The 25,260-nt window shown below is 51.0% G+C and carries 25 protein-coding genes; 10 read left to right on the top strand and 15 right to left on the bottom strand.

The annotated features are described in order from the left end of the window. Nucleotides 1–77 precede the first annotated feature (77 nt). Nucleotides 78–1,628 carry an EAL domain-containing protein gene (locus tag NI40_RS08945; protein ID WP_236918803.1) on the bottom strand — a complete coding sequence of 517 codons (1,551 nt, stop codon included), beginning with the start codon at nucleotides 1,626–1,628 and terminating at the stop codon, nucleotides 78–80. Between the two features lie 205 nt (nucleotides 1,629–1,833). On the opposite strand from NI40_RS08945, the gene NI40_RS08940 reads away from it, so the two are divergent. After that, entirely contained in the window at nucleotides 1,834–3,333 is a 1,500-nt protein-coding gene (locus NI40_RS08940) for an EAL domain-containing protein (RefSeq protein ID WP_039262007.1), read from the top strand. A 290-nt stretch (nucleotides 3,334–3,623) separates the two neighbouring features. Here NI40_RS08940 and NI40_RS08935 read toward each other — a convergent pair whose 3' ends face one another. The 3 genes from NI40_RS08935 to icd form a co-directional block, all read right to left on the bottom strand. After that, nucleotides 3,624–3,869, bottom strand: coding sequence for a YmjA family protein (locus NI40_RS08935; RefSeq protein WP_039262006.1), 246 nt, complete (start codon nucleotides 3,867–3,869; stop codon nucleotides 3,624–3,626). Between the two features lie 74 nt (nucleotides 3,870–3,943). Beyond that, nucleotides 3,944–4,291, bottom strand: a complete 348-nt coding sequence (locus NI40_RS08930) for a DUF1304 domain-containing protein (RefSeq protein WP_023311240.1) — start codon at nucleotides 4,289–4,291, stop codon at nucleotides 3,944–3,946. A 77-nt stretch (nucleotides 4,292–4,368) separates the two neighbouring features. Then, nucleotides 4,369–5,619, bottom strand: a complete 1,251-nt coding sequence (gene icd, locus NI40_RS08925; RefSeq protein WP_032657958.1) for an NADP-dependent isocitrate dehydrogenase — start codon at nucleotides 5,617–5,619, stop codon at nucleotides 4,369–4,371. Nucleotides 5,620–5,736: 117 nt separating this feature from the next. Between icd and rluE the strand changes: the two genes are divergently transcribed. The 5 genes from rluE to purB are packed head-to-tail and all read left to right on the top strand — an operon-like array spanning nucleotide 5,737 to nucleotide 10,072. Beyond that, nucleotides 5,737–6,390, top strand: coding sequence for a 23S rRNA pseudouridine(2457) synthase RluE (rluE, locus tag NI40_RS08920; RefSeq protein ID WP_029739848.1), 654 nt, complete (start codon nucleotides 5,737–5,739; stop codon nucleotides 6,388–6,390). A gap of 9 nt (nucleotides 6,391–6,399) precedes the next feature. Further along, a complete protein-coding gene (locus NI40_RS08915) occupies nucleotides 6,400–6,873 on the top strand; it encodes an NUDIX hydrolase (protein WP_039262005.1) in 474 nt (157 codons plus the stop codon). A 40-nt stretch (nucleotides 6,874–6,913) separates the two neighbouring features. Beyond that, nucleotides 6,914–8,026 carry a tRNA 2-thiouridine(34) synthase MnmA gene (gene mnmA / locus NI40_RS08910; protein ID WP_032657963.1) on the top strand — a complete coding sequence of 371 codons (1,113 nt, stop codon included), beginning with the start codon at nucleotides 6,914–6,916 and terminating at the stop codon, nucleotides 8,024–8,026. Nucleotides 8,027–8,052: 26 nt separating this feature from the next. Continuing rightward, nucleotides 8,053–8,682, top strand: a complete 630-nt coding sequence (hflD, locus tag NI40_RS08905) for a high frequency lysogenization protein HflD (protein WP_032657965.1) — start codon at nucleotides 8,053–8,055, stop codon at nucleotides 8,680–8,682. Between the two features lie 19 nt (nucleotides 8,683–8,701). Next, on the top strand, nucleotides 8,702–10,072 hold the full coding sequence (gene purB, locus NI40_RS08900) for an adenylosuccinate lyase (RefSeq protein ID WP_039262003.1): 1,371 nt from the start codon (nucleotides 8,702–8,704) through the stop codon (nucleotides 10,070–10,072). Between the two features lie 470 nt (nucleotides 10,073–10,542). On the opposite strand, the gene NI40_RS23870 is transcribed toward purB, so the two are convergent. From NI40_RS23870 to NI40_RS08880, 3 genes are all read right to left on the bottom strand, one after another. Beyond that, complete coding sequence (locus NI40_RS23870) at nucleotides 10,543–11,217, bottom strand: hypothetical protein (protein WP_139152910.1); 675 nt, start codon at nucleotides 11,215–11,217, stop codon at nucleotides 10,543–10,545. Nucleotides 11,218–11,274: 57 nt separating this feature from the next. Beyond that, nucleotides 11,275–13,797, bottom strand: a complete 2,523-nt coding sequence (locus tag NI40_RS23625; RefSeq protein ID WP_082454905.1) for an autotransporter outer membrane beta-barrel domain-containing protein — start codon at nucleotides 13,795–13,797, stop codon at nucleotides 11,275–11,277. A 62-nt stretch (nucleotides 13,798–13,859) separates the two neighbouring features. Further along, nucleotides 13,860–14,537 carry an EAL domain-containing protein gene (locus tag NI40_RS08880; protein ID WP_039261996.1) on the bottom strand — a complete coding sequence of 226 codons (678 nt, stop codon included), beginning with the start codon at nucleotides 14,535–14,537 and terminating at the stop codon, nucleotides 13,860–13,862. 249 nt (nucleotides 14,538–14,786) lie between these two features. Between NI40_RS08880 and NI40_RS08875 the strand changes: the two genes are divergently transcribed. Continuing rightward, nucleotides 14,787–15,506: a winged helix-turn-helix domain-containing protein gene (locus tag NI40_RS08875; protein WP_052206730.1), complete on the top strand. Its 720-nt coding sequence runs from the start codon at nucleotides 14,787–14,789 to the stop codon at nucleotides 15,504–15,506. Then, nucleotides 15,506–15,997: a hypothetical protein gene (locus tag NI40_RS08870; RefSeq protein ID WP_039261995.1), complete on the top strand. Its 492-nt coding sequence runs from the start codon at nucleotides 15,506–15,508 to the stop codon at nucleotides 15,995–15,997. The genes NI40_RS08875 and NI40_RS08870 overlap by 1 nt, the downstream gene beginning before the upstream one ends. Before the next feature lie 105 nt (nucleotides 15,998–16,102). On the opposite strand, the gene NI40_RS08865 is transcribed toward NI40_RS08870, so the two are convergent. Then, nucleotides 16,103–16,660, bottom strand: coding sequence for a recombinase family protein (locus NI40_RS08865; RefSeq protein ID WP_039262179.1), 558 nt, complete (start codon nucleotides 16,658–16,660; stop codon nucleotides 16,103–16,105). A 271-nt stretch (nucleotides 16,661–16,931) separates the two neighbouring features. Between NI40_RS08865 and NI40_RS08860 the strand changes: the two genes are divergently transcribed. Next, the gene (locus NI40_RS08860) at nucleotides 16,932–17,489 is read left to right on the top strand and encodes a tail fiber domain-containing protein (RefSeq protein WP_236918802.1); all 558 of its coding nucleotides are present in this window, start codon (nucleotides 16,932–16,934) and stop codon (nucleotides 17,487–17,489) included. Nucleotides 17,490–17,493: 4 nt separating this feature from the next. On the opposite strand, the gene NI40_RS24275 is transcribed toward NI40_RS08860, so the two are convergent. After that, nucleotides 17,494–18,864, bottom strand: coding sequence for a phage tail fiber protein (locus NI40_RS24275; protein WP_052206729.1), 1,371 nt, complete (start codon nucleotides 18,862–18,864; stop codon nucleotides 17,494–17,496). Nucleotides 18,865–18,995: 131 nt separating this feature from the next. Between NI40_RS24275 and NI40_RS23865 the strand changes: the two genes are divergently transcribed. Then, nucleotides 18,996–19,364, top strand: a complete 369-nt coding sequence (locus tag NI40_RS23865; protein WP_139152909.1) for a hypothetical protein — start codon at nucleotides 18,996–18,998, stop codon at nucleotides 19,362–19,364. On the opposite strand, the gene NI40_RS08850 is transcribed toward NI40_RS23865, so the two are convergent. The 6 genes from NI40_RS08850 to NI40_RS08830 all read right to left on the bottom strand — a co-directional run bounded on the left by NI40_RS08850 (nucleotide 19,329) and on the right by NI40_RS08830 (nucleotide 25,259). Next, nucleotides 19,329–19,970 carry a hypothetical protein gene (locus NI40_RS08850; RefSeq protein WP_039261993.1) on the bottom strand — a complete coding sequence of 214 codons (642 nt, stop codon included), beginning with the start codon at nucleotides 19,968–19,970 and terminating at the stop codon, nucleotides 19,329–19,331. The two genes, NI40_RS23865 and NI40_RS08850, sit on opposite strands and share 36 nt — an antisense overlap. Next, nucleotides 19,967–20,269, bottom strand: a complete 303-nt coding sequence (locus NI40_RS22700) for a hypothetical protein (RefSeq protein ID WP_039261990.1) — start codon at nucleotides 20,267–20,269, stop codon at nucleotides 19,967–19,969. Before NI40_RS22700 ends, NI40_RS08850 begins: the two co-directional genes overlap by 4 nt. After that, a complete protein-coding gene (locus NI40_RS08845) occupies nucleotides 20,263–23,436 on the bottom strand; it encodes a host specificity protein J (protein ID WP_039261988.1) in 3,174 nt (1,057 codons plus the stop codon). Before NI40_RS08845 ends, NI40_RS22700 begins: the two co-directional genes overlap by 7 nt. 52 nt (nucleotides 23,437–23,488) lie before the next feature. Further along, nucleotides 23,489–24,088, bottom strand: a complete 600-nt coding sequence (locus NI40_RS08840; protein ID WP_039261986.1) for a tail assembly protein — start codon at nucleotides 24,086–24,088, stop codon at nucleotides 23,489–23,491. A 42-nt stretch (nucleotides 24,089–24,130) separates the two neighbouring features. After that, nucleotides 24,131–24,460, bottom strand: a complete 330-nt coding sequence (yecR, locus tag NI40_RS08835; protein WP_225828840.1) for a YecR family lipoprotein — start codon at nucleotides 24,458–24,460, stop codon at nucleotides 24,131–24,133. An 82-nt stretch (nucleotides 24,461–24,542) separates the two neighbouring features. After that, nucleotides 24,543–25,259, bottom strand: coding sequence for a C40 family peptidase (locus tag NI40_RS08830; RefSeq protein ID WP_039261984.1), 717 nt, complete (start codon nucleotides 25,257–25,259; stop codon nucleotides 24,543–24,545). Between the last annotated feature and the right edge of the window lies 1 nt (nucleotide 25,260).

Genomic DNA, 25,260 nt, shown 5'->3' with positions numbered 1-25,260 from the left:
TCACTGTAACAAAGCTCGGGATAAGAGGAAAATGAATTGCACTTAAGCATACAACAGAAGCTCGTCTTTATTTCGTTTTACAAACTAACGGCCTCCCTGGGTTTAGATAAAATGACCTTAATAAAATCGATATAGGAGACGGGCTTACCAAAATAATATCCCTGTAACAGGGTTATATCATTACGGTTGAGATACTCCAGTTGCTCTTTTGTTTCTACGCCTTCAGCGACAATGCGCAAAGAGAGTTTTTTCGCCAGGTCAATGACGCAGTCCAGCAGGATCGTTGAGTCCTTTTCCTCTGAAACCCGGTTCACAAAGCTTTTATCAATTTTAATATAATCAATGGCCAGCGCATTAAGGCATGACAGCCCGGAATAACCCGTACCAAAATCATCCAGGGCAATAACAAAGCCGGCGTTATGCAGCATGTTAAGGTTTTCCACGAGGTGAGGATTATCGACCAGCGGTTCACGCTCGGTGACTTCGAGAACCAGTTTAACCTCTTTACCCTGAAACCCTTTCCCGAAAACGCGACAGTGACCGATGAATGAAGGCGCATTAATATGCCTGGCGCTGATGTTCACCCCGATATGAAACCCGTCCGGTAGCTTAGGCAAAAGCGGCTTAAGCTGGGTCACCACTTTCGCCATCAATCCTTTGGTCAGCGGTATAATCAACCCGCTACGTTCGGCAATCGGAATAAAGACATCCGGCGGGATAAAGCCTGACTTTGGATGCTTCCATCTTGCCAGGACCTCAACGCCGTACAGCCCGCCGGTATCGCCGTTCACGATCGGCTGGTAATAAGGCTCGATCTCCCCCTGCAAAATGGCCTTACGCAAGTCGTCTTCAAATGAGGTGCTTTTCCCCTTGTATCGGCGGATCAAAATGCCCACCGCCACCGATAGCGCGAGAATAAGCAGTATCAGGCTCCATCCCTGCTGCAAAAGCCGCGTCAGGCTGAAAAAGGCAGGAGGTTGCCAGGCCAGGCTAAAGGGAAATTGCGTTGATGCCGTAAGCGACCCCGTCCAGGAGGCCGCTTTCCAGCCCCTCACATCGCCGTTGCGAACAAGCATGCTTTCGCCGACAACCAGCCCCAGATCCAGGCTGTTCGATGCGCTTGCAATGACGTCCTGCAAATGCGCGTCACTGATGCTGACAATGACGCGCCCTCCCGCGATGGGCATCTGAAAGACAAGCACCGGAACGCCGTTCACCAGTCGATTGCCGGGTAACAGCATCAATTTTTCGGCAGGTAACGTCTCAGGATGAATAATCAACACGCCATTCCCGGGAAGGGAAGTACAGATGATTTTACCCTGCAGCTCGATCATGATGGCGCGCAGATGCGGTTTTAGCGCTGCCTCTGTCCCCAGCGCCAGCTGTCCGCTACTGGTACACCCTTCGGCCGCAACGCGCTTTGCCGTGCTGGCCGCACTGACGGCTTCAGCCAGAATGTTTTCTATTTTTTGGGTGCTGGCCGTGGCGGTATGACTATTACTCAGCTTCGCCATCTGCCTTAGCTGCCAGTTAATAATCAAAATGCCGCTCAGAAAAAGAAACAGAGCGCTAAGAATAGGGATCATCACGTTGCGCACGATGTTTTCCTTAATAGAAAAATCAAGCATGGATGTTCTGGTTGAAGAGCCTGTGCTAACCCGGTATTGCTTATAACAATGAAAATAGCTTAGCTGAGAATTGTCTTAAAAAACTGATACTTTCGTATGAGTTCATCTGCCGGCATTTACTCACATGACGTGACTATCAGGCTTGTTCCTTGCCCTGGCTGTGTTAAGATTTGTGAAATCAGGGAGCGGACTGGATAACTGGAAAATGAAAAAGCTCATTGCCGTTGCTATTGTTTCATCGCTTCTGGTCTTCCTGTCTCTTTATGCGGTCAATGCTGTAATCATTGGTCAGCAGAAGAGCAAACAGCGTGAAATATCCCGTACCCTTTTACATTATTCAGAAGACGTGTCCCAAAGCGTGGCGCTGGGTCTCAAAAGCATCACGACGCAGGGATGCGATAAAACCAGCCTCGATCGCTACAGACAAATTAAGCTTAATAATCTTTATTTTGCCGATATCGGCTTTATTGAGAAGGGAAAAATAGTCTGTACCGCTTTTTGGGGGAAACTCGCGACGCCCGTTGCACTTCCTGCAGAACTGCATAAAACGCCGAGGGGCTTTCTCCTGGCCCAGTTTTCGAGAAAAGACTTTTTCACGGGTAATGCGGCAATTTATAATAATATTATTATCTTCACCTCCCGCTATGCTTACGATAAATTCACCCCGGTTACCGCAAGCTATTCGCTCAGTGCTACCACCAAAGACTTCGGCAGAGTCTTTTTTTCGGCCGCCACGGTGCTAAATCAGCAGAGCTGGCTGCATTCGACGTTGTTTACCCTGACCCTGACACAGTGCAGCGCCTTCTGGGACCTGTGCGTCATCGTGAAGCATCACGACGCCGGGCTGGCCTCGTTACCTCCGTTTATCTTTGCGCTTCTTGCGGTCATTCTCTGTTTTATCTGGATTGCGATAACGTTATTTATCTTCCGTATCTATGAAGACCGTTTTTCGCTGGAACGTACGCTGATAAAAGCCGTCCTCACGAATACCATCAGCGTTAACTATCAGCCTATTATTCGCATTCACGATCAAAAAATCGTGGGTGTAGAAGTTCTGTCGAGATGGCGCGACCAAAAGCACGGGGACGTCTCTCCGGAGCTGTTTATCCCATTAATTAAGAAGATCGGTCTGTATAAAAAATATTACAGTAATATTATCGAAAAATCCCTTTCCGAAATTGCCCCTCTGGCGATAAAACACCAGCTGATAGTCTCAATAAACGTTGGGCACAAGGAAATTGAAGATGGACAGTTCATTACCATTTTGCGTCGTGCGTGTTTTGCCAATCACCTTCCCCTTTCCCTGATGAAGGTCGAACTCTCCGAGAAAGCCGTTTCCACGGCAGATATCCTCGAGGGATTCTGTCAGGAGCTGAAATCGCTCGGCGTTAAAATATCAATAGATGATTTTGGCGTGCAGAACTCGAACCTCGCCCGCCTTTCGCTGCTTGAATATGATGAAATCAAAATTGATAAGTCGCTGGTGGACGGCATCAGCGAGCATTATAAGCAAAACATCTTTGCTATCTTCAGCGATGCCCTTGCAAGATTGAATAAAACGCTTGTTTTCGAGGGCGTGGAAAATGAAATTCAATATCGCTTTATTGCAAGCAGATATCCCGATGCGCTGATTCAGGGATGGTATTTTTCAAAAGCACTCACCCGAAGCGAGCTGGCGAAGCGACTCACCGGGGTCGCACCGTAACCCGAAGCCTTGCGCGTCCGTTTTTTTCCAGTCGGGCATTTCTATTTTTTACGCAAAAACATATAGTCGTCACATTCAGACGGTAGATTACCCTGAAGCACACTCATATTTTGGTTAAAAACGTGAAATTATCCTTACTATTCCCAGTAGTACTCTTTTGTCTGACCGTTATTTTCGCGCTGTTTATCGACGCCCCCGCTTCGCATATTCTGCGGAAAAAATGCATGTGGTCCGATAGCGTGATGCTGAGCTGTATCGCAAAGCATCAGCATAACGGTTTTTGAAGCAGACTATTCATTTCCCCACTGATTGAGGAAGTTCGCAATATCATCAACGCGACCCGCACGGATCCCGGCCTCAGTGGCCATCTCCTGCTGGGCTTCCTCGCTAATCTCCTCATTATTCGATAAACGGGTGAGCAGCAGCTGGAAGTAATGTGCCAGCGCGTCACGCTCTGACTCAGCGACCGGCTCAGCGGCTTCCGTCGCGTACTCATCGGCAATGTCATAATATTTCAGTGGGATATCGTTGTTCATAACAGTCTCGTCGCTAATCTTTACGGGTAAAGCCATCAGTATATCGGACGCCTTATCTCAACCAAAGCATTGCTTCAGATGAGTAACGCAAGCAGCGCTGCGAGAGCGGGCGCGGCCTGTACATACAAAATTTTTCGGCTGGCGGTGGCTGCGCCAAAGAGCCCGGCGATCAGCACGCAGGTCAGGAAGAAGATGGCCACCTGAATCCCCTTTTCCCCGAGCCAGAGGCTCCAGAGCAGACCGGCCGCCAGAAAACCGTTATACAGCCCCTGATTCGCGGCCAGCACGCGGGTCTCGCGCGCAAAATCAGGACGCAGATTAAAGGCCTTATGCCCTGTTTTGGTATTCCACAGGAACATTTCCAGCACAAGAATGTAGAGATGAATGAAAGCAACGACAGCGATAAGGACGGTGGCTAACATCGTGTTGTCTCCCGCAGGCAGAGGCAAAAAAAACGGGAACCCTCAGGCCCCCGCTCTTGTTTAACCCAGAATCTGGATTACATGTTCGCGATAATCGCGTCGCCAAACTCTGAGCATTTCAGCAGCTTAGCGCCTTCCATCAGACGTTCGAAATCGTAAGTTACGGTTTTCGCGTTGATCGCGCCTTCCATACCTTTAACGATCAGGTCTGCGGCTTCGAACCATTCCATATGACGCAGCATCATCTCTGCGGACAGGATGATAGAGCCCGGGTTCACTTTGTCCTGGCCCGCGTATTTAGGTGCAGTACCGTGGGTCGCTTCGAACAGGGCGCACTCGTCACCGATGTTCGCGCCAGGGGCGATACCGATACCGCCAACCTGAGCAGCCAGGGCGTCAGAGATGTAGTCACCGTTCAGGTTCATACAGGCAATCACGTCGTATTCTGCAGGACGCAGCAGGATCTGCTGCAGGAACGCATCGGCGATCACATCTTTAATGATGATCTCTTTGCCGGTGTTCGGGTTCTTAATCTTCTGCCATGGGCCACCGTCGATCAGCTCACCGCCGAACTCTTCTTTCGCCAACTGGTAACCCCAGTCTTTGAACGCGCCTTCGGTGAACTTCATGATGTTGCCTTTGTGAACCAGGGTCACAGAGTCACGGTCGTTGGTGATCGCGTATTCGATGGCCGCACGCACCAGACGTTTAGTACCGTCTTCAGAGCATGGCTTGATGCCGATACCGCAATGCTCAGGGAAGCGAATTTTCTTCACGCCCATCTCTTCGCGCAGGAATTTAATCACTTTTTCTGCATCAGCAGAGTCCGCTTTCCATTCGATACCCGCGTAGATGTCTTCTGAGTTTTCGCGGAAGATAACCATATCGGTCAGTTCAGGGTGCTTAACCGGGCTTGGGGTGCCCTGATAGTAACGAACCGGACGCAGACACACGTACAGGTCCAGCTCCTGACGCAGTGCCACGTTCAGGGAACGGATACCGCCGCCAACTGGCGTCGTCAGTGGGCCTTTAATAGCAACGCGGTAGTCGCGGATCAGGTCCAGCGTTTCTGCTGGCAGCCAGACGTCCTGGCCATAAACTTGAGTAGATTTCTCACCGGTGTAAATTTCCATCCAGGAAATTTTACGCTCGCCTTTGTAGGCTTTCTCAACAGCGGCATCAACCACTTTCAGCATCGCCGGGGTAACGTCTACACCGATACCGTCACCTTCGATGAACGGGATAATCGGATTGTGAGGAACGTTAATCTTGCCGTTTTGCAGGGTGATCTTTTTACCTTCCGCCGGAACAACTACTTTGCTTTCCATTAACCTCTCCTTCGAGCGCTTCTGGTTGTTACTGATCTTATGTTAATAAATTGTAATGAGCCCTTCGATAGTACCTGATTGTCCTGCGCCATGAAAGGTCTTCGTTATTAGGCTATAATGCGGCAATTGATAACGCCTGAAAATACCATGAAGAAAACTTCTTTTACAAAACACCGGGTTGAGCGATTCAGCTCGCGACAAGCCGCCAGAAGACCGCAGGAAACCCAGCCGAAGCGGGTGATTTTGTTCAATAAACCCTACGATGTTTTGCCGCAGTTTACCGATGAAGCCGGGCGCAGCACGCTGAAGGACTACATTCCTGTTCAGGGCGTCTACGCGGCCGGGCGCCTGGACCGCGACAGCGAAGGCCTTCTGGTCTTAACCAACGACGGCGCGTTGCAGGCGAAGCTCACGCAGCCGGGCAAACGCACCGGCAAAATTTACTTCGTCCAGGTGGAAGGCGAGCCGGATGACGCGACGCTGGCAGCACTACGCAGCGGCGTGACGTTGAACGATGGCCCAACCCTGCCCGCGGGTATTGAACGCGTAAATGAACCAGAGTGGCTGTGGCCGCGCAACCCGCCGATTCGCGAACGCAAATCCATCCCAACAAGCTGGCTCAAAATCACCCTTTATGAAGGCCGCAACCGCCAGGTTCGGCGCATGACCGCACACGTCGGCTTCCCTACCCTGCGTCTGATTCGCTACGCCATGGGCAGCTACACCCTGGAAACGCTGGCAAACGGCGAATGGCGCGACATCACCCCTTAAGGAGTCACTATGTTTAAACCTCATGTCACGGTTGCCTGCGTGGTCCACGCCAGGGGTAAATTCCTTGTTGTCGAAGAGAGCATTAACGGCAAAGCGCTGTGGAACCAGCCTGCCGGACACCTTGAAGCCAATGAAACCCTGCTGCAGGCAGCGAAACGCGAGCTGTGGGAAGAGACCGGCATTCACGCTGAGCCGCAGCACTTCATCCGTATGCACCAGTGGATCGCGCCGGATCACACCCCGTTTCTGCGCTTTTTATTCGCCGTTGAGCTTAGCGAAACGTGCCCCACAGAGCCGCAGGATGACGATATCGATCGCTGTCTGTGGGTTACCGCCGACGAGATCCTGAACGCGCCAAACCTGCGCTCGCCGCTGGTTGCGGAAAGCATTCGCTGCTGGCAGTCTGCTGGCCGCTTACCGCTGGATGTCATCGGCGCATTTAACTGGCCGTTTACAGAGGGTGTCAATGGTGGGGGGGCGTGATAGAATACGCCGCCTTGAAGTTCAATGTCGTGAGTATTCCATGTCAGATAACAGCCAGAAAAAAGTGATCGTCGGCATGTCCGGCGGTGTCGATTCCTCCGTTTCCGCCTACCTGTTACAGCAACAGGGCTATAAGGTGGAGGGCCTGTTCATGAAGAACTGGGAGGAAGATGATGGCGAGGAATACTGCACCGCCGCTGCGGATCTCGCCGACGCGCAGGCCGTATGCGATAAGCTCGGCATTGAACTGCACACCGTTAACTTTGCCGCAGAATACTGGGACAACGTTTTTGAACTGTTCCTGGAAGAGTACAAAGCGGGCCGCACGCCGAACCCGGATATTCTGTGCAACAAAGAGATCAAATTTAAGGCCTTCCTGGAATTCGCCGCGGAAGATCTGGGCGCTGACTACATCGCGACCGGTCACTACGTGCGTCGCGCAGACGTCAATGGCAAAAGCCAGCTGCTGCGCGGTCTGGACGGCAACAAAGATCAAAGCTACTTCCTCTATACGCTGAGCCACGAGCAAATCGCCCAGAGCCTGTTCCCGGTCGGCGAGCTGGAAAAGCCGCAGGTGCGTAAAATCGCCGAAGAGCTGGACCTCATCACCGCGAAGAAAAAAGACTCTACCGGCATTTGCTTCATCGGCGAGCGCAAATTCCGCGATTTCCTGGGACGTTACCTGCCTGCTCAGCCGGGTAAAATTGTGACCGTCGACGGGGAAGAGATTGGCCAGCATCAGGGGCTGATGTACCACACGCTCGGCCAGCGTAAAGGCCTGGGTATTGGCGGGACCAAAGAAGGTAGCGAAGATCCGTGGTATGTTGTCGACAAAGACGTCGAAAACAATATTCTGGTTGTTGCCCAGGGCCACGATCATCCGCGTCTGATGTCCGTTGGCCTTATTGCACAGCAGCTGCACTGGGTCGATCGTGAGCCGCTGAAAGGCACCCTGCGCTGCACGGTGAAAACACGCTACCGTCAGACCGATATTCCCTGCACCATTACCGCGCTCGATGACGATCGCATTGACGTGCGTTTCGACGAGCCGGTCGCCGCCGTCACCCCGGGTCAGTCTGCTGTCTTCTACAGCGGCGAAATCTGTCTGGGCGGCGGGATCATCGAACAGCGCCTGCCGCTGCCTGCTGTTTAATACGATTCACACATAAAGGAGAGCGTGTGGCGAAGAACTACTATGACATCACCCTGGCGCTGGCGGGAATTTGCCAGTCAGCCCGTCTGGTGCAACAGCTGGCGCATCAGGGTCATTGCGACGCAGATGCCCTGCACGTTTCACTGAACAGCGTTATCGATCTCAACCCCGGCTCGACCCTGGGCGTGTTCGGCGGCAGTGAAACTAATCTTCGTCTCGGTCTTGAAACCCTGCTCGGCGTGCTTAACGCCAGCAGCCGTCAGGGATTAAACGCGGAGCTGACCCGCTACACGCTGAGCCTGATGGTGCTGGAGCGTAAGCTGAGCGCCGCAAAAGGCGCAATGAATACGCTGGGCGATCGCATTGCCGGGCTGCAGCGTCAGCTCGATCATTTTGATCTGCAGTCCGAAACGCTGCTGAGCGCTATGGCTGGCATTTATGTTGACGTCATCAGCCCGCTGGGCCCGCGTATTCAGGTCACCGGATCCCCTGCCGTGCTGCAAAGTCCGCAGGTACAGGCAAAAGTGCGCGCGTCCCTGCTGGCAGGTATCCGCGCCGCCGTGCTGTGGCACCAGGTGGGCGGTGGCCGCCTGCAGTTAATGTTTTCTCGTAATCGCCTGACCACTCAGGCAAAACAAATTCTTGCTCATTGTTAACCTCCCGGAGTTGCGAATTATGGAATTATCCTCACTGACCGCCGTATCCCCTGTCGATGGACGCTACGGCGATAAAGTCAGCGCGCTGCGCGGGATCTTCAGCGAATATGGTTTGCTGAAGTTCCGTGTTCAGGTTGAAGTACGCTGGCTGCAAAAGCTGGCCGCCCAGGCAGCAATCAAGGAAGTTCCTGCTTTTGACGAAAAGGCAAACGATTACCTTGATAAAATCGTTGCCGCGTTTAGCGAACAAGACGCCGCGCGCATTAAAACCATTGAACGCACCACCAACCACGACGTGAAAGCGGTTGAGTACTTCCTGAAAGAGAAAGTGGAAAGCGTCCCTGCGCTGCATGCCGTGTCTGAGTTCATTCACTTCGCCTGTACCTCTGAAGACATCAACAACCTCTCTCACGCGCTGATGCTCTCCACCGCGCGTAAAGAGGTGGTGCTGCCTTACTGGCGTAAAATCATCGACGCGGTTAAAGCGCTGTCCGTGGAATACCGCGACATTCCGCTGCTCTCCCGTACCCACGGCCAGCCGGCCACCCCATCCACGATGGGGAAAGAGATGGCGAACGTCGCGTACCGCATGGAGCGCCAGTACCGTCAGCTGGAGCAGGTTGAGATCCTCGGCAAAATCAACGGCGCGGTCGGTAACTATAACGCCCACATCGCCGCTTACCCGGAAGTGGACTGGCACCAGTTCAGCGAAGAGTTCGTGACCTCTCTGGGCATTCAGTGGAACCCGTACACCACGCAGATTGAGCCGCACGACTATATCGCCGAACTGTTTGACTGCATCGCGCGCTTCAACACCATCCTGATCGACTTCGATCGCGACGTGTGGGGCTACATCGCCCTGAACCACTTCAAGCAGAAAACCATCGCCGGTGAAATCGGCTCTTCCACCATGCCGCACAAAGTGAACCCAATCGACTTCGAAAACTCCGAAGGCAACCTGGGCCTGGCGAACGCCGTGCTGCAGCATATGGCAAGCAAACTGCCGGTATCCCGCTGGCAGCGCGACCTGACCGACTCCACCGTACTGCGTAACCTGGGCGTGGGCATTGGCTACGCGCTGATCGCGTACCAGTCCACCCTGAAAGGCGTGAGCAAGCTGGAAGTGAACCGTGACCGTCTGCTGGACGAGCTGGACCACAACTGGGAAGTGCTGGCGGAGCCAATCCAGACCGTGATGCGCCGTTACGGTATCGAAAAACCGTACGAGAAGCTGAAAGAGCTGACCCGCGGCAAACGCGTTGACGCCGAAGGCATGAAGCAGTTTATCGACGGTCTGGCGCTGCCGGAAGAAGAGAAAACGCGCCTGAAGGCGATGACCCCGGCGAACTACATTGGCCGCGCCATCACCATGGTCGACGAGCTGAAGTAACGCCCCTCTCCCCCTTTTCGCCCGAAAAGGGGGATGCTTTTCCCCGGTTTACTCAATGTTTATCCCCACAACAACATAATCAGCGTTAGACTGCTTAGCAAAAAACACAACCAACACCAAAACAATAACTTATTTACTAATCAGTGATTTATGATATTTGCAGTGCGGACATTATCAGACAATAATGGTCATTTTATCACCCCAAATCATGCCCCCAGCACGATTTTGCCCCCAAATTTGCCCCAAAAAAACCTATTTTGCGTAGCTCCTTCCAGTTTCAAACCTTAGCGCTTTACGCGTTTCTTCTCGATCACCATACATAATCGACACGAATCCGTTTGTAAGACTTAACCGGCACGCGCTACTTTTCTCTCTACCCTATACTTTCAGTCTGACTGAAGGTTTCTATGTGCGGACGTTTTGCAAAAGCCCAAACCCGTGAAGAGTATCTGGCCTTGTCGGTCCCTCTTTTAAATATCCATTTTCTGAATACGCCCTGGTATGGATCTGCTTACACCCCATGGTTCTTTAAGATGATGTATCGCCAAATCATCGGGTTCCATTCCTGTACTACGTTCACGGCGCAGCGATGCACGAAGCTGATCATCAATTCTGGCACGGACATAATCGGGATGAAATTCCTGGCGAAAGAACTGGTGTGCTTGCAGGCCACTCCGCAGAAAGAGCTTTTTGGTCAGCCTGTCCACACGCTGGTACAACAGTTTACAAGAGATCCCAATAAGTCGCGCAGCGCCCTGCATTGAATCCCGCATCAGCAGACTGTACACGGTCGTTTTGTCCTGATGGGAGTAATCGCTCATGCTACGGTGTTTCTGTAGCACTTCCGTTGCACTATGGTAACTGACGCCAGGACAGTGACGGAGCGTCTCATAGTAATGCAGCAGAGGGGCATGGCTATCAATCGAAATCAGGGAACGCAGGATCCGGGAATGCATCCCGCGGTCGCCAATAAAAATAAACCGGTCCACATCATTGTTTCGCCTGATGCACTGCAGAATCTCCTGCAGTGAATGATAGGAACTTAGATCAATGATGCAGGTATGCTGCGCTAGCTGGATATGAGCAAACAATACCTTAACGGCAACACGCAGATAATGATTACGGGTTTCAATACGATAGGTCACGTTTATGTTCCATCACACCAGGAAGAGGCACGCAGTCCTCTTCCTGTTCACGGGGGATTAGAAGCTGAAGCGAATACCGGCCATGCCTTGCATCGGTTCATCCACATAACCGCTCTGGCGGTAGTTCAGTTCGCCGTATAGCGTCACATCTTTAGCAGGGCTCACGGTGATACCCGCACCGTACTTACCGGCAGTGCCGTTCTGGTTATTCCTGAAGCGGTTCACTTCGTTAATCACCACTTCATTCGACCGCACCAGCTCCTGCTCGATGCCGACACTCAGGTACGGGCGGAACGTGGTGCTGCCCATCAAGAAATCGGTGGCCACGCGGGTTCCGGCTTCAGCGGTCAGGGAGCGGGCTTTCCCGGTTTTGGCAGTCATGCCGTTACTGAGCTTCACACTCGCGTCATTGATGGTGGTCCCGGTCATGCGTGCAAATGGTTCCACGCTCAGGCTGTCCATCGGCATAAAGGTGTATCCAGCTTCCAGCGCTGTACTTAGGGCGTACTGATGCCATTTGCCGCTGGTCATATCGCCGTTGGTCATGCTGGCACTGAGCTTGCTCTCCAGACGATTGGCCTTCAACGTGCCATCAAGGTAGAAGCCGCTATTGTCATACCAGGTCAAGTACGCACCGAGGCCATAGCTGTCCACGGTGCTGGTACCACCGCGAGCATGCCTGACGTTGTTACCGGTCAGGGAGATGAAGCCGCCGGTGACCAGGATGCCGCGGTCAAACCCGGTTACGATGTCACCTCCGAGTTCCATGCCGTTCTGGTACATCTTATAGGCAGCCCCGTTGCTGGTTTCTGCTGCGCTTTTCTTGCCCAGATAGTGACCCCAGACACTGCCTTCACCGTGCTTGACTTCGCCGCTGCGTCCCTGACGATATACACGCAGGCCCTCCATTTCGCCGCGCATAATGTTGAGACCAGCATTGGCCATGCTTAGGACAGCATCCGTTGAAGGCGTCACTGCCAGCGAGCCGCCGACATTACCACCGTTACCACCATTGCCATTATCTCCGCCGTCACCACCATTTCCGTTATCGCCGCCGTTGCCATTATCTCCGCCGTCACCACCATTTCCGTTATCTCCACCGTCGCCGCCGTCCTCTGTGTCGGCTCCGAGGTACCACACGTTGCCATCCATGCCGTCCTTGCCGGTTTCCTGCTTCAGTACGTACATGTAGGTTCCGCCATCAACAGCACGGATATTGGCACCACGAATTGACTGCAGGGTAAAATCAATGTCTCCGCCCTGATCGTTGATGAGGTTTACGGTAAGGTCGGTGTGGTCGGCAATCTCTTTACCAGAGTCCTGCACGAGGACTCCGAAGGTTCCGCTTCCTTGGCCGATGGTGACGAAGTTACCGGCTTTATCGGCCAGCGACGTGTTGAAGCTGATGTTACCGCTGCCGTTGAGCTCTCCAATATTCAGCTGCGCATAACCGTAGGTGTAGCCGGTACTGAACAGCACATCCCCTCCATCCATAGTAAGTTTTTCAACGCGGGCAGGTGCCTGCTCCACCGAACTGTCGGATAATGCCGCCACCTGCAGTGTTCCGCCTCTGATAGTGACGTCCTCTGCCAATGCACTGGTATAAATAACCATTTTTGCGTCGTTATTTATCGCTGTATAGCCCTCAGCCCTCGCGCCGCTGAATAGCAGTGACTGACCACCGTTCAGGGTAGTATCGGTGATGGTGCCGTAGACTGTCTGCTGACCACTTTCCTGAGTGGTATTGACAGCAGCCCCTTTGCTTCCGATAACCTGCGTCCCGCCATTAATAATTGTGTCAATAACCGTAGAGCCGATTATTTCCTGTTTACCTCCATTTATGGTGGTTCCACTGACAGTGGCCCCGTCATATACCAACATTGTTGCAGAATCATTGATGACCGTATTGGTAGCGATGCCGTACTCATTTACTAGAAAATAACTCTTATCATTTAATACGGTATTATCACTAGTGCCTGAAGTTTCGATCCTCCCGATTCCGTTTACGGTTGTATTACTTGCTTTACCCTCCTCATATACATATACCCCCCCTGCATTCACTGTCGTATTATCAGCACTGCCTCCAAAAAGTCCCATTCCACCGCCTTCAACAGTCGTGTTATTTGCCACGCCTCCCGAAAAAACATATTGATCGCCACCTTCATAAATAACTGTTCCTTCAGCATAGCCGCCGTCATACACATCCTGCATTGAATTACTCTGCAGAACGGTTCCGGTAGCCTCACCCCCGTTACCCACAAGTTGCCTGCCTCCGTTACCGACAGTGGCATTAATGGCTGAACCGAATACATGCTGAATTCCGCGGCTCTGAATATCGGCATTATAAGAAACTGCACCTTTATTAATATTCTCCGTGCCTTTAATTACCGTGCCTTCAGTAGAGGCTCCATCATATACAGTTAGCACCCCTCCTTCGTGAACAATGATCTCTCCTGTTAGTGCACCAGACTTAATATCTACAGTTTCGCCAGCTTGGATCTCGATGGCATTAGATACAGTTGAAAAAGCAATCGAGGATGCAACCAAAATATAAACAGGACTAAATTTAAAGTAATGCATGACAGTAACCTTATATACAAAGCTATTTCTAGATGACAAATTCAAATTAAGTTAATGGAGGATCAGGCCGCAATCATTGATTTATGACGCCAATAATAACCCTGAGCAATATCTGCGCCAGAGGCTATTCCATTATTGAACTCTCGTTCGGATTCGACACCCTCGATCAATACCGGGACATCGCCCATCACCTTTTTAATGAACCAAACAAGGTCTTTCAGATGACGGGTGTGGATTTCTTTTTTATCGATTTTGACACCATCAACATGGTCTTTATAGTCCGGCAGCGTGATTAAATCGTTCGCGGAAAAATCATCTATCCACACGTTCACGCCAGAAAAACGCAGGCGGTCAATATTTTTAAAAAAGAAATATTGTTCTTTATCATTTAGATATTTCAGCGCTGAAGCATCGGCCACTTCAAGAGACACATGCGAATACGCCGCGATGTCTTCAATATCAAAATGATTAAGTGCGATAAAACCCGCCACAGTCAGATTATAAAAACAGGCGGCGTTGACTTTTGCACTGACGCGATTTATTTGCTGGCGTAACAACGTAATCTGCTGACGGCCTGACAGCCGGGAAAACCACTGTTCCGAATTCAAACCTTCGCGCAACTGGCTAAGGACCTCATAGCCAATAATGTGACTGGCCGCTAAATCAATTAATGGCTCGAGCCGGTAGTGTTTAATATCGGGGTACGGCTTCGCCCCGGTGTTACTGATGATGTTATTCATATCTGTGCCCTTTTCCTTTAACGGTCCGGTGCGACAGAACGCCGCCCGTTTTGATGGGCTCAGTATTCAGATAATTCCATGCCTTAACAATATTATAATTTACTGACATGCTTTTTTATAGCAATCAATACCGAATTATAACTAAAATACAGAACTATATTCTAAATAAAGGTATTAGGATCACCTTGCCGTACAGTTGTGGATGGAAAGGTCTATCATGTAGCAATGCTCGGCATAAGGAGATGAGCAATGCTGTATACCCTTGATGGCAAGGTAATCTACGATCCTGTGAACGCCAATCTGCGTCGTCACGATGAAAAGGTGGTTGACGCCACGCACCTGACGGCTATTGCCAATAAAATTCTTCACCATCTGGTGATGCATCATGGTGAACTGGTAACACGGGAAACGCTGTTTGATGAGGTGTGGGAAAAGGCGGGGATTGCCTCTTCGTCCAATACCCTCAATCAGTACATCAGCCTGTTGCGGAAAACTCTTGCCGGATATCTTGAGCGTCAGGATATTATCGTCACGGTCCCGCGAGCCGGATATTACCTGAGTAAAGAAATAAGTATTTCAGTGCATACTCATCGGCATCAGCGGTTTTCGCATCTGCCAAAATATATTGCAACAATATTTGCCTTGGGGGCTATTGTTACGGGTTCTTTTTTATTTACCACACAACCGGAGAAAATTGCCCCCCGGAAGATTGGTGAGATAAAAGGCTGTCCGGTTTATGATATTTCCGGAGTGAAAAGCGACGTTGCCGATGCCTCCAGTTTTGCGGTGGCGAAAGAAGTACTCGAAAAAAATAATCAAATCTGCACTCAAACTACCGCGTTTTATATGTTTGCCCAAGAAGCTCTGCACTTACATAAACCGGCGAGAGTGATGTTCAGTCGCTGTATTGAATGGGATGATTCCCGGGATACCTGCCAGAATATTTATTATTACGACTGGATACGCTGATGAATAAAAGACACCGTTTTATCTATACTGCCGCCGCTGTACTCCTGGTGATATTTATCACGACCGGATACTGGTTTTCCCGGCATAATCTCAGTTTTACCTGTTCGTCTTCAACCGTATCCTTTTACGGTAATAACGGTAATAACAGTAATGCGGCTTCTCTGAATTTCACTCAGACGCTGAACTTCAACTACCTGGGAAAAGCCACCGTCTTCATCGCTGGTGAACTCCACACTCCAGAGGGAGTAACCTACAGGATGAACCGCAGTGTCTTTTACGACTATGTACATCTCGGCGGCAGCAATTATTACCTGCAGGTAACCGATTCGATTTTAGCCGGTAATGACGATGTGCCGGTTAGTCTGGCGAAAACGGAGCTTGCGCCGCTGCAGCAGGGGGCAAGCAGGATCGTCGGCATACGTCAGTTGCCGAGTGGGGACATGGTTGTCGCTAATAACGTAGGCCCTTTTCTGATCTGCGCGGTGCATTAAATTTAAGAGGCTGAGATTGGCTTCGCCGTTTCGTTTCTAAGTTTCTATGTCGCTTCGCATTATGGGCTTTGTAAATTTCATGCCCGTAACTCTATGTGAACAGATTTAAACCTGTTTTGAAGCAGGGAATTTTTTATAAAGTGTGCAGACGGCTACGTCATAAATTATCGCTACCTGCTTCCTGTCCAGACCGTTCGCAACCAGTCGGCCCGCCTGGTCCCATTGTTCCTGGGTAAGCTTCGGACGCCTGCCGCCGATTCGCCCTTTCTCACGAGCTGCAGCCAGACCTGCCCGGGTGCGTTCCACAATCAACTCCCTTTCCATTTCCGCCAGGGCTGACATGATATGAAAGATGAAGCGCCCCATCGGGCTGGAGGTATCGATACTGTCAGTGAGGCTCTTAAAGTCGATACCGCGTTGGCGGAGTTCGTCAACCAGCAGCACAAGATTACGCATGCTGCGCCCAAGGCGATCCAGCTTCCAGACTACCAGCGTATCCCCCTCATTTAATGCCTTGAGAAGTTTCTTGAGTGCTGGCCGGTTTGCCACTGTTCCGCTCATTTTTTCTTCGAAAATCTGCTCACATCCTGCGCGTTCAAGCGCTTGTCGCTGAAGAGCTGTATTTTGGTCATTTGTTGACACCCTTACATAGCCAATTTGCATGTTTTTCACCCAGTTATTTCTGCAAAAAAATCAGGTGACGTTATCGGCCAGGCCGCTCGAGTGCAATCTATAAAACGTCGGTTTAGGAAACAGCGCTACGAGAGACGTTGGCGCAGCGGCGGGAACGGTCGCCGCCGGCGATGATTCACGGCTTAATTCTGTCGATCAGAAAGTGGGTGGGAAAATTACGAGCCCAATTACAGTCCAGCCAGGGATTAACGGTAACCCCGGATTTGCCATCAATTCCGGGGATAATGGTGGCGGTGGATTGATGAATAACGGCATCAGCCTGGTGGTGGCCAGTGGCTATAACCCAAATACAGGTAATTACGTCAACCTCATCAAAGGCACCTGGTATACAGGAGAATGGTCTTTCGGGGGAGCCCGTGGTGGCGGGGCTAATTTTGATAATGTCACACTAAACCTGAAAGGGTCGAATCAGGAAGGGATGGTCACTTGGGTTTTCCATTCCAATGGCGCTGCCACAGGCAATTGGGTAACAGCATCTGATGAACGTATCAAAGAAAATGTTACGGTAATCGCTGATCCGCTAATGAAAATGCAGCAACTTCGAGGCGTCGAATGGGACCGCCTCGATACCCCTGCGCACGGGTATGGGTTCATAGCCCAGGAAGTTGAGAAGGTTTTCCCTGACGCAGTGAAATCATATGGAAAAACAACCTTAAGAGATGGCTCAGAAATCGAGGGTGTAAAATCTGTTGATACGTTCGGCGTGGCGGCAGCTCTTCACCATGAAGCGATCCTTGCTCTCATGGTCAAGATTGATAGCCTTAAAACACAGGTAGATAATTTTTTACTGGCCAAGTAATTATTTAGCTATCGGCCTGCAAAGAATCAGCAGGCATTTCCACTCGAACGCTTACAAACTGGTCAGACGGTATATCAACCGGATCTCCATCAGCTAACCCCGCCCGCTCATTTCTGGCAAATTCAGGTGCCGACGGGTAGGAACGGTGGTAGGTTTTAACCAGCACGGAACCGTCAGAATTAACCTTATAATCCAGCCATATAAGAGGTTGCTTGTTCCTGTCGGTGGGAATCTCAAAACCTCCATCGATACCGCCCCAGGCAGCGTCTGAATTGAGCGCTTCACACCCATCAATGAGATATTGGCCTACATCTAGACGAGTGACCGTAACGCCTTCTGATTCATCGTTAGTTTCATATCGTCCGTCACCGTAAATCTTCACGATTGGTGACGCGATTTTGATAAACCCGTTGCTATCTACGGTTGTGTTGCTTGTATCACGCACTACGGCGAGATTGTACCAGGACTGAGAGTTGGGGTTATAAACCTTATAACCGAACCCACGTTTACCATTATTGTCGCCATAAAAACCTATTAGCTGCATTCGGGCGGCTTCATCGGCAGAGGTAATATCAATCCATGCCCCTACGGCTCCACCTTCAACCTGGCCAGTAATGAAACCGGTACTGTTTTTCCAGTAAATGTTCGTCGGTGTATCACCAGGCGCAAACCGTGCTGTCTTTTGTCTTATGGCTCCAATGTTAGTACAGGCTCCCCAGTAATCTCCGGTGGTTGCACCCGTTCCACCATAACGGGTTCCGAGTGGTACCGGATTACCATTATCCGAAACAACGACGCCCCATTCGTCTTTTCGTACGACAAGCGCATGATCCTGCGACGGGCCATAGACGATGCTCTGATCTTCCTGGGTAACGAATGTGCCTAAACCGAGGTTTGTGCGAGCGCCTGATGCGGTTGTCGATCCGGTACCGCCCTGATTAACAGGTACGGCCCCGCCGCTCTTAGTCGCCATATTGTCAGACAGATATTTCCATGACGGGCCGGTGAAGGTAGTGCCGTCTGGCAGCTTCACTGTGATGTTTCCGGCGGCGCTGTAAACCTGCTGCCAGTTCTGTTTGTCGTAGTTCAGTCCACGCAGCGCTTCAGCACTTTGCGCCACCAGCGCGGCAGTTACCATGTTCAGCGCCACGCGGGGAACTGCTGACCAGGCCGCACCGGATTGCGTTGGCCCGGTAAAGTTGCTGACCAGCGTCAGCTGGGTATTGCTCTCGACCGATTTCACCGGCAGCGTATAAGGTACACCACCCACAGTTGAGACAATAAAGTCACCTGCGGCAAGTTCGGTTGCGAATGAGGTTCCTGAACCGCCAACAATAGCGGACCCGTTTGTCAGGGTGATAGTTCCTGCAGACATATGCGCTCCTTTCGGGCAATAAAAAACCCCGCCGGAGCGAGGTGAAATTTTTGAGGATAAAAACCCTTTTGTGTTTGAGAAAATACACATCATTAGATTAAAATTCACCCATAACAACAAAAGGGAATTACATGAAAACTCGTTTTTTACTCACAGCCATTACATTTTTTATGTTTGGCTGCTCCGACCATGAAAAAGAATATAGTTTCAAAATGGATTACCCAGTAGATGCAGCGCGCTTATCACTTGGTGGTGATATTCACGTCAACATCGACTGTGTAAAAAGGAAAGTTAACGTTATTTCAGATAGCAGCAATGGTATTTTTAGCCGTCATGTTAATAAGCGACTGAGTAATATTTGCTATAAGAAAGAAGATAATTTTGATGTTGTGTACAGGTTCGAGCCAGCAAAGGGGGTTAGGCAAAACATGATCGCTACGCATTATCCCCGCGTTCCACCTGCATCAAATGCCGACAAACTGAGCGATGGGGATTCGTAACCCACGCCCCTGGAGTGTCTGGCTCCAGCTACGCTGATTTTTTGAGATGTATCGGCCCTGCAGCTGCGAGCCAGTCCACTTCAGAGCAATGCCTGAGTAACCCGTTACCCCTCCATCATCACTGAGGTTTCCGGGGCAGTTATTCACCAGAATCCACGGGGTAAAGCTGAGGTTTAACACAAAGGTATTGTTCTGCAGGTCATAGTTCGCCGGCACGTCAAAGAAGCCAACAACCCTTGGCATTTTCGATGCTGATGTAGCACTCCAGATAAGGTTTCCGGCACTATCGAAAACATCCAGGTAACCGCTCTGCATTCCGATGTTTCTCGTCGTGCGGATCATGCTGCCTGCATTGTCTTCAAGAAGCTCAGCTCCGGGTAAACCGTACTTGTTTACGTCCAGTTTAAGCCACCGCAAGGTTCCGTCATTCCAGAATTGTTGCTGGGTGAAACCCAGCGTACTTCCGTCACCGAACGGGCTATCCACGCGGTAAAACCCTTTATCGATAACAGCACCCAGCGAGCGTTGATCATAAAAAAGGGTGGACCTGTTTTGAGAGTCAACAAGCAACTTTCCGTCACTGTTGTAAACTTCGAAACCGCTCATTGAAAGTTATAAACCTCAACTGTGAAAGTGAATGCAGGACTGCCAGTGATCGGTAAATAGAATGCAGTAAAGCCGCCATTAAAAGCGCGGCAGTAATATTCATTCGCAGTTACCCCCGATGTTACAATCGTTATAAATGAGCCATCCTGAGTTATACCCGAAAAATAAACATCTTTTACCGTTTCTCCAGCAGCAAAAGTTACAGATGTGCTCCCTATATATCTGATTGCATAATCAGTTAGATCTACAGCAATACGCCCTGCACTATCCCAGCATTGTAAACCCTGCGGCATTACCATAACCCCATTCTGACGCGCAGCACGTTGTTGCTGTCGTAAATCTGAATAAGAGTGCTGGTTATCAGCATTCTCCCCCCTCCAGCTACGCCGTTAATTTCGAACGTCCCGTTTTTATCAATTCGCCATCCCTGCGACCCTGCAACATAATTATTTGACTGGATGAAATTGCCGATTTTGGCATTGGTGATCGTGCCATCCTGAATAAACGCTGAGCTGATAAATACCTGGCCATTTATCACCGCGAACGGTGAATACTGGGTATCACCACTGCCACTCATCAGCACGAACTGGTTAGCGTTGAAACCAACGCGGGTAACGATCGGCTGCCCTGCCTGCGCCAGAACGGCAATCGACATCCCGGCGTTATACATGATGCCGTTTATCCTGACGCCTGCTTTGAGGGTATAGATCGCCGAAGCGCCGGAGGCATCGACGACGGCGGTAAGCTTATCCTCCAGCGCTGCAGTTACGTCCTCTATCTGCGCCTGTACCTGCGTTGATAGTTCGGCCATTGCCTTATCCACCTCAGCAATCGTCGTTTTAACAACAAGGATATCGGCACGCACTTCCCCGTATTGTGCCCACTGATGCTCGACTGTTCCGTGGTTAGCCAGGGCGTTCTGAAGAATTCCTTCAATGTTGGTATCGATGTCACCAGTGAGGCGCTCCCCATCAGCAGAGGTAAGGAAATCGTCTGCAATATCACCCAGATAATCATCGGCGTTATCGTTAGACATCCCCCTGATCCAGTCGGTATAACCGGACTCGTTACCCGTTCTGTCTACCAGTTGCGCGCGGTACCAGAACTCCTGACCTGCTTTAAGGCCGAGCTGGGTGTATTCCGCAGATGGATAAGGCACATCTGAGAGCAAGAGTGGATCTGAAAAGTCACTGTTGGCAGTGTACTGAATTTCCGTTTTTAGCGTATCGCCGGTGTTTGCCGGAAAACCCCAGTTCAGACGGATCCCCCAGTTAATGCCCGTGGCCGTGAATCCTACTGGCTTAGGCGGATTACCTACTTTGCCGGTCAGGGTCTTCTCTTCTGAATATCCCCATCCTGAGGAAATTTCAGCGGCATTAATTGCGCGCACGCGCACCAGGTAGCGCCCGGAATAAATCCCCGGGACGTCAAATGACGTGGTGGAGCTGCGCGGTATGTTCACCCAGTTTCCGTCATTGCGGCGCCACTGCCCCTCATAGGCGATAGCGTTCTGCGCCTGGTCCCAGCTGACGCGCATCGTTTCGACGCTGATATTCTGCTGAACCACAGAAAACGAGCTGATCACGATGTTAGCTGGCGGTGACTGATTACCAGGAGGTATTACACTTATTGGCCGCTGGTCGATAATTGCGCCAGTATCGATACGGGCATATTTATCCGGATCATGCCATGCAGCGGTGATCGAGAAGGTGCCATTATCGTTATCGCTTACGCTGACAACGCGGTACTGCTGAGCGTAAAGCTCGTCAGATTCCACCACCCAAACAGCTTCGGCCTGTGGCGTCTCACTGTATGCCGTGGTGACTGTGACTGATTCACCGTTCACGGCCTGAATGGTCCTGCTCTGCGACGCTCCGGAAGGTAGGTTGAGAATTAGGCGATCACCTGCTGCCGCATCTGCCACACGGTCAAGTTTGATAACGCGACCGTTAACGGCGCTGATGCGGCCGCCCATAACCTTTCCGGAAAGCAGTTCGTCTGCAACGGCGATGATGTAGCCCGGCTGTGGTATGTTTCCATCCAGGCCGACATCGAACGAAACAACACGGTCTTTATTGTTGGTGAGGATGCCCCAGCGGCCTTTTCGGTTTGCTTCTGATTGCCGGGTGCATCCGATAGCCGTCATCTCCAGTTGATTAAAGCCGTAACGTGCCACCAGCGCCTGCTCAAATACGGGCTCCATCGCGTCAGCGTAGGCGTTATCCGGATCGGACCAGGATACCAGCGCTGTGGTGTATCGGGTTTTCGCGGTGCTGCTCGAATAGGTGAAGCGACCGTCAATAACGTTCGCGCGCGTATAGCTGTAATCAACATCACGTGGCATGTCAGCCAGGGCAACGATCTGATCCCCGCCCCAGTAAGTCATGCCGCGGAAGATAGCGGCAAAATCACGCAACACAGTGTAAGCGTCGTTACGGTCCTGGATATAGACGTTGCAGGTATACCGTGGTTCGGTACCGCTTCCGCCTTTGCCGTCCGGTACCTGCTGATCGCAATACTGAGCCACCTGGTACAACGTCCATTTATCGATGTTAGCCGCAGTAAGCCGGTTACCAAGACCGAAACGATCGGTAACCACCAGATCGTAAAAAATCCACGCCGGGTTATCCGTCCATGCCCATTTAAACGCCCCGGTCCATGTACCGCTATAGGTTCGGGTTTCAGGGTCATAAGTATCAGGAACGCGGATAACACGTCCGCGGGGCTCACAGGAGATCTGCGGGATTGAGCCGTTAAACTGGCTGGAGTCGAATTCAATGTACAGCAGCGCGGTGTTCGGATAGCGCAACTTGGCGTCGATCACCTCAGTGAAGCTCTGCAGTGTCATCGTGTCGCCAGTCTTCGCGCTGTTAGCATCGGCTGTAATTTTACGCAGTCTGATGGTCCAGGTACTGCCAGCCTGAGGTAAATCAATTCGGTGGCTACGCTCGTAACCAGAGGTTGTTTTCCCGGTCACGCTGGTATTGAGTACCGTCTGCCATGTTCCGCCGTCAGTCTGCAGGTCAATCGCATAGTTGATCGAATAGCCGACCAAATCCCCGTCATCTTCCTGTTTAAACAGAGACGGCCATTTCAGACGCAGGCGTACTGCCGATAGCTGGGTGTTAGTGAAAGTGCGTGTCCATGCGGTAACACTGGAAACTTCAGTACCCACGCTGATTTCGTTTTCGGTACCGGGAATGCCCTGAATGTAATTTTGTGCCTGAGTTCCCGCGCGAAACTCCCACGCCACACCGCTGAAGTTCTGTGAACCATCTGCGTTCTCAAGTGCGGTGCCATCGAGATAAATATCACGCGCAGTGAGGCCACCAGCAAACTCCCCCTCTCCCAGCGCGAGAAGGATTTTCGCCTTGGCTACTGACTGCAGATCATCTGGCTGTTCGGTAGGAGTTCGGGAACTGGAGCTGCCGCCCTTGCGGCCCTTTAACACTTTTTCTGTAGCCATATTGCGCCCATAAAAAAGCCACCCGAAGGTGGCCTGAAAAAAGGTTTGTTATCTACTGCTGATCTTCGACATAAATTCCGGCTGAAATAATCGCTCCGCCGATTCGCCGGCGACCATAAAGTAGCGGTACCGGGTAGCCCTGAGCTGCAGTGTTTGTCACTCCACCGAATGCGTATGAGGCGCGATTATCCGAGCTTTGTTTGCTGGCCAATCCCGTTGGCTGAGGAGAAAGCATTTGCACAACCCCGCCGACCATCATCGCCGCACCAAATTGTGCGACACCATACCCGGCTGCAGATAACGTACCTGCTGAAAAATAGCCAACAGCCACCCCGACAACAACCAGCACTGCACCAAGGATTGTTTGTAATATCCCTGCTTTTTTACTGCCTATAATAACTGGAACAATACGGATAACGTCACCGGTAACCGGAAAGCCAAGATCATCCTCACCAATGTTTCTTTTACCCTTAAACACAGAGTATGTGAGCCCGCGACGCTGGCTGGAAATCATAAACTTCTCAAATCCAGGAATGGTCTTCGCGAGTGCGACACCGGCCTCGCTCACACGTGAAATCAGGCGATGGTGAACTTTTCCAAACGTTTTACCAAGAACTCCGCCAAGTTCAATTCGACTCATAACCTCTTTCATACAATTTCCACACATAAAAAAACCGCCGAAGCGGTTTAAATATCAATTTTGTGCAGCTTTACCGCCGGTACACTGATATTCGACAGATACGTTGGACATAATACAACTCCCAAAACCATCCATCTGTCCACACTGGCTAGTTTGTCCGCCAAAAGGTTCTGCACCTTCATATCCCCAGGTTTTACATTTTTGGGCGGCTAAAGATGCGGCTTGATTAAGGTCAACAACAGGCTTTTCAAATTGACCGACTGTATAACCCATTCTCACAGTACCATCGGCCTTGCTTCCCCCCATAGGGACCATTTCCTTTCGAACCGCACAACCAGATAAAATCATGGTAGTTAAAACTATCAGGACTATTTTCTTCATCATTTATTTCCCTTAATTACAATCGGAAATATCTTAACACCATTCAATCTGGCTGCAATATAAGAATTATTTTTGATGACATAATTTAATAGACAAATAAATCCTTATAGCGCAATAACTTAACTGTTCGTTCCTGCCAGTAGCCGCCGTACGGCACACGCTGGCTTATGTGTCCGTACAGGTGATGCAACAGCATATTGCCCTCCAGCAAAATTCCCGCGTGATTCCACTTATCGGCCTGGACCTGCATGATCACCATATCGCCTGGCCTCGGTGGTCCGTCGAACTCTCTGAAACCGCACTCGTACCAACAATCCTGATAGAAGTTGTACGGATAGCCCTTTTCCCACCAGGGATAGTCCACCCGATAGTCGTGTAGCTCGATACCGTGGGTTTGCCGGAAATAACTCATGACCAGCCCCCAGCAGTCATAGTGTCCAAGCACAAACGGACGCTCCAGCAGCGGCAGTTCTCCGCGCGGCTGGATGGTACGTAAATCCCCCTCCGGCCAGCTCACGATGTGCCAGGGTAAAAGTGATGCATCGCATTGCGCTTTATCCAGTTCGCTTGGTTGCGTCGTGGCATCAGGGTGACTGTGAGCGATGGCGATCACAGTTCCCCAGTCTTCAGCTGCTGCGTAATCTTCCGGACAAAGGACAAAATTGTCCTCTGGCGCCGCTGCAAGATTACGGCACGGAAAATAACGTTCAACGCGGCTTTTCTGCGCCACGACGCCACAGCACTCACGAGGATATTCAGCTGCAGCATGCGCCATAATGGCATCAATGGTTTTCTGACGCATA

The sequence above is a fragment of the Enterobacter sp. E20 genome, assembly GCF_000801755.2.
Lineage (GTDB): Bacteria > Pseudomonadota > Gammaproteobacteria > Enterobacterales > Enterobacteriaceae > Enterobacter > Enterobacter asburiae_B.
This window is presented reverse-complemented; position numbering and strand designations above follow the sequence as displayed.

Excerpts from the sequence above, each read along its gene's own strand:
- NI40_RS08945 (WP_236918803.1), bottom strand. The coding sequence starts at position 1,628 with ATGCTTGATTTTTCTATTAAGGAAAACATCGTGCGCAACGTGATGATC.
- NI40_RS08940 (WP_039262007.1), top strand. The coding sequence starts at position 1,834 with ATGAAAAAGCTCATTGCCGTTGCTATTGTTTCATCGCTTCTGGTCTTC.
- NI40_RS08935 (WP_039262006.1), bottom strand. The coding sequence starts at position 3,869 with ATGAACAACGATATCCCACTGAAATATTATGACATTGCCGATGAGTAC.
- NI40_RS08930 (WP_023311240.1), bottom strand. The coding sequence starts at position 4,291 with ATGTTAGCCACCGTCCTTATCGCTGTCGTTGCTTTCATTCATCTCTAC.
- icd (WP_032657958.1), bottom strand. The coding sequence starts at position 5,619 with ATGGAAAGCAAAGTAGTTGTTCCGGCGGAAGGTAAAAAGATCACCCTG.
- rluE (WP_029739848.1), top strand. The coding sequence starts at position 5,737 with ATGCGGCAATTGATAACGCCTGAAAATACCATGAAGAAAACTTCTTTT.
- NI40_RS08915 (WP_039262005.1), top strand. The coding sequence starts at position 6,400 with ATGTTTAAACCTCATGTCACGGTTGCCTGCGTGGTCCACGCCAGGGGT.
- mnmA (WP_032657963.1), top strand. The coding sequence starts at position 6,914 with ATGTCAGATAACAGCCAGAAAAAAGTGATCGTCGGCATGTCCGGCGGT.
- purB (WP_039262003.1), top strand. The coding sequence starts at position 8,702 with ATGGAATTATCCTCACTGACCGCCGTATCCCCTGTCGATGGACGCTAC.
- NI40_RS23625 (WP_082454905.1), bottom strand. The coding sequence starts at position 13,797 with ATGCATTACTTTAAATTTAGTCCTGTTTATATTTTGGTTGCATCCTCG.
- NI40_RS08880 (WP_039261996.1), bottom strand. The coding sequence starts at position 14,537 with ATGAATAACATCATCAGTAACACCGGGGCGAAGCCGTACCCCGATATT.
- NI40_RS08875 (WP_052206730.1), top strand. The coding sequence starts at position 14,787 with ATGCTGTATACCCTTGATGGCAAGGTAATCTACGATCCTGTGAACGCC.
- NI40_RS08870 (WP_039261995.1), top strand. The coding sequence starts at position 15,506 with ATGAATAAAAGACACCGTTTTATCTATACTGCCGCCGCTGTACTCCTG.
- NI40_RS08865 (WP_039262179.1), bottom strand. The coding sequence starts at position 16,660 with ATGCAAATTGGCTATGTAAGGGTGTCAACAAATGACCAAAATACAGCT.
- NI40_RS08860 (WP_236918802.1), top strand. The coding sequence starts at position 16,932 with ATGAATAACGGCATCAGCCTGGTGGTGGCCAGTGGCTATAACCCAAAT.
- NI40_RS24275 (WP_052206729.1), bottom strand. The coding sequence starts at position 18,864 with ATGTCTGCAGGAACTATCACCCTGACAAACGGGTCCGCTATTGTTGGC.
- NI40_RS23865 (WP_139152909.1), top strand. The coding sequence starts at position 18,996 with ATGAAAACTCGTTTTTTACTCACAGCCATTACATTTTTTATGTTTGGC.
- NI40_RS08850 (WP_039261993.1), bottom strand. The coding sequence starts at position 19,970 with ATGAGCGGTTTCGAAGTTTACAACAGTGACGGAAAGTTGCTTGTTGAC.
- NI40_RS22700 (WP_039261990.1), bottom strand. The coding sequence starts at position 20,269 with ATGGTAATGCCGCAGGGTTTACAATGCTGGGATAGTGCAGGGCGTATT.
- NI40_RS08845 (WP_039261988.1), bottom strand. The coding sequence starts at position 23,436 with ATGGCTACAGAAAAAGTGTTAAAGGGCCGCAAGGGCGGCAGCTCCAGT.
- NI40_RS08840 (WP_039261986.1), bottom strand. The coding sequence starts at position 24,088 with ATGAAAGAGGTTATGAGTCGAATTGAACTTGGCGGAGTTCTTGGTAAA.
- yecR (WP_225828840.1), bottom strand. The coding sequence starts at position 24,460 with ATGATGAAGAAAATAGTCCTGATAGTTTTAACTACCATGATTTTATCT.
- NI40_RS08830 (WP_039261984.1), bottom strand. The coding sequence starts at position 25,259 with ATGCGTCAGAAAACCATTGATGCCATTATGGCGCATGCTGCAGCTGAA.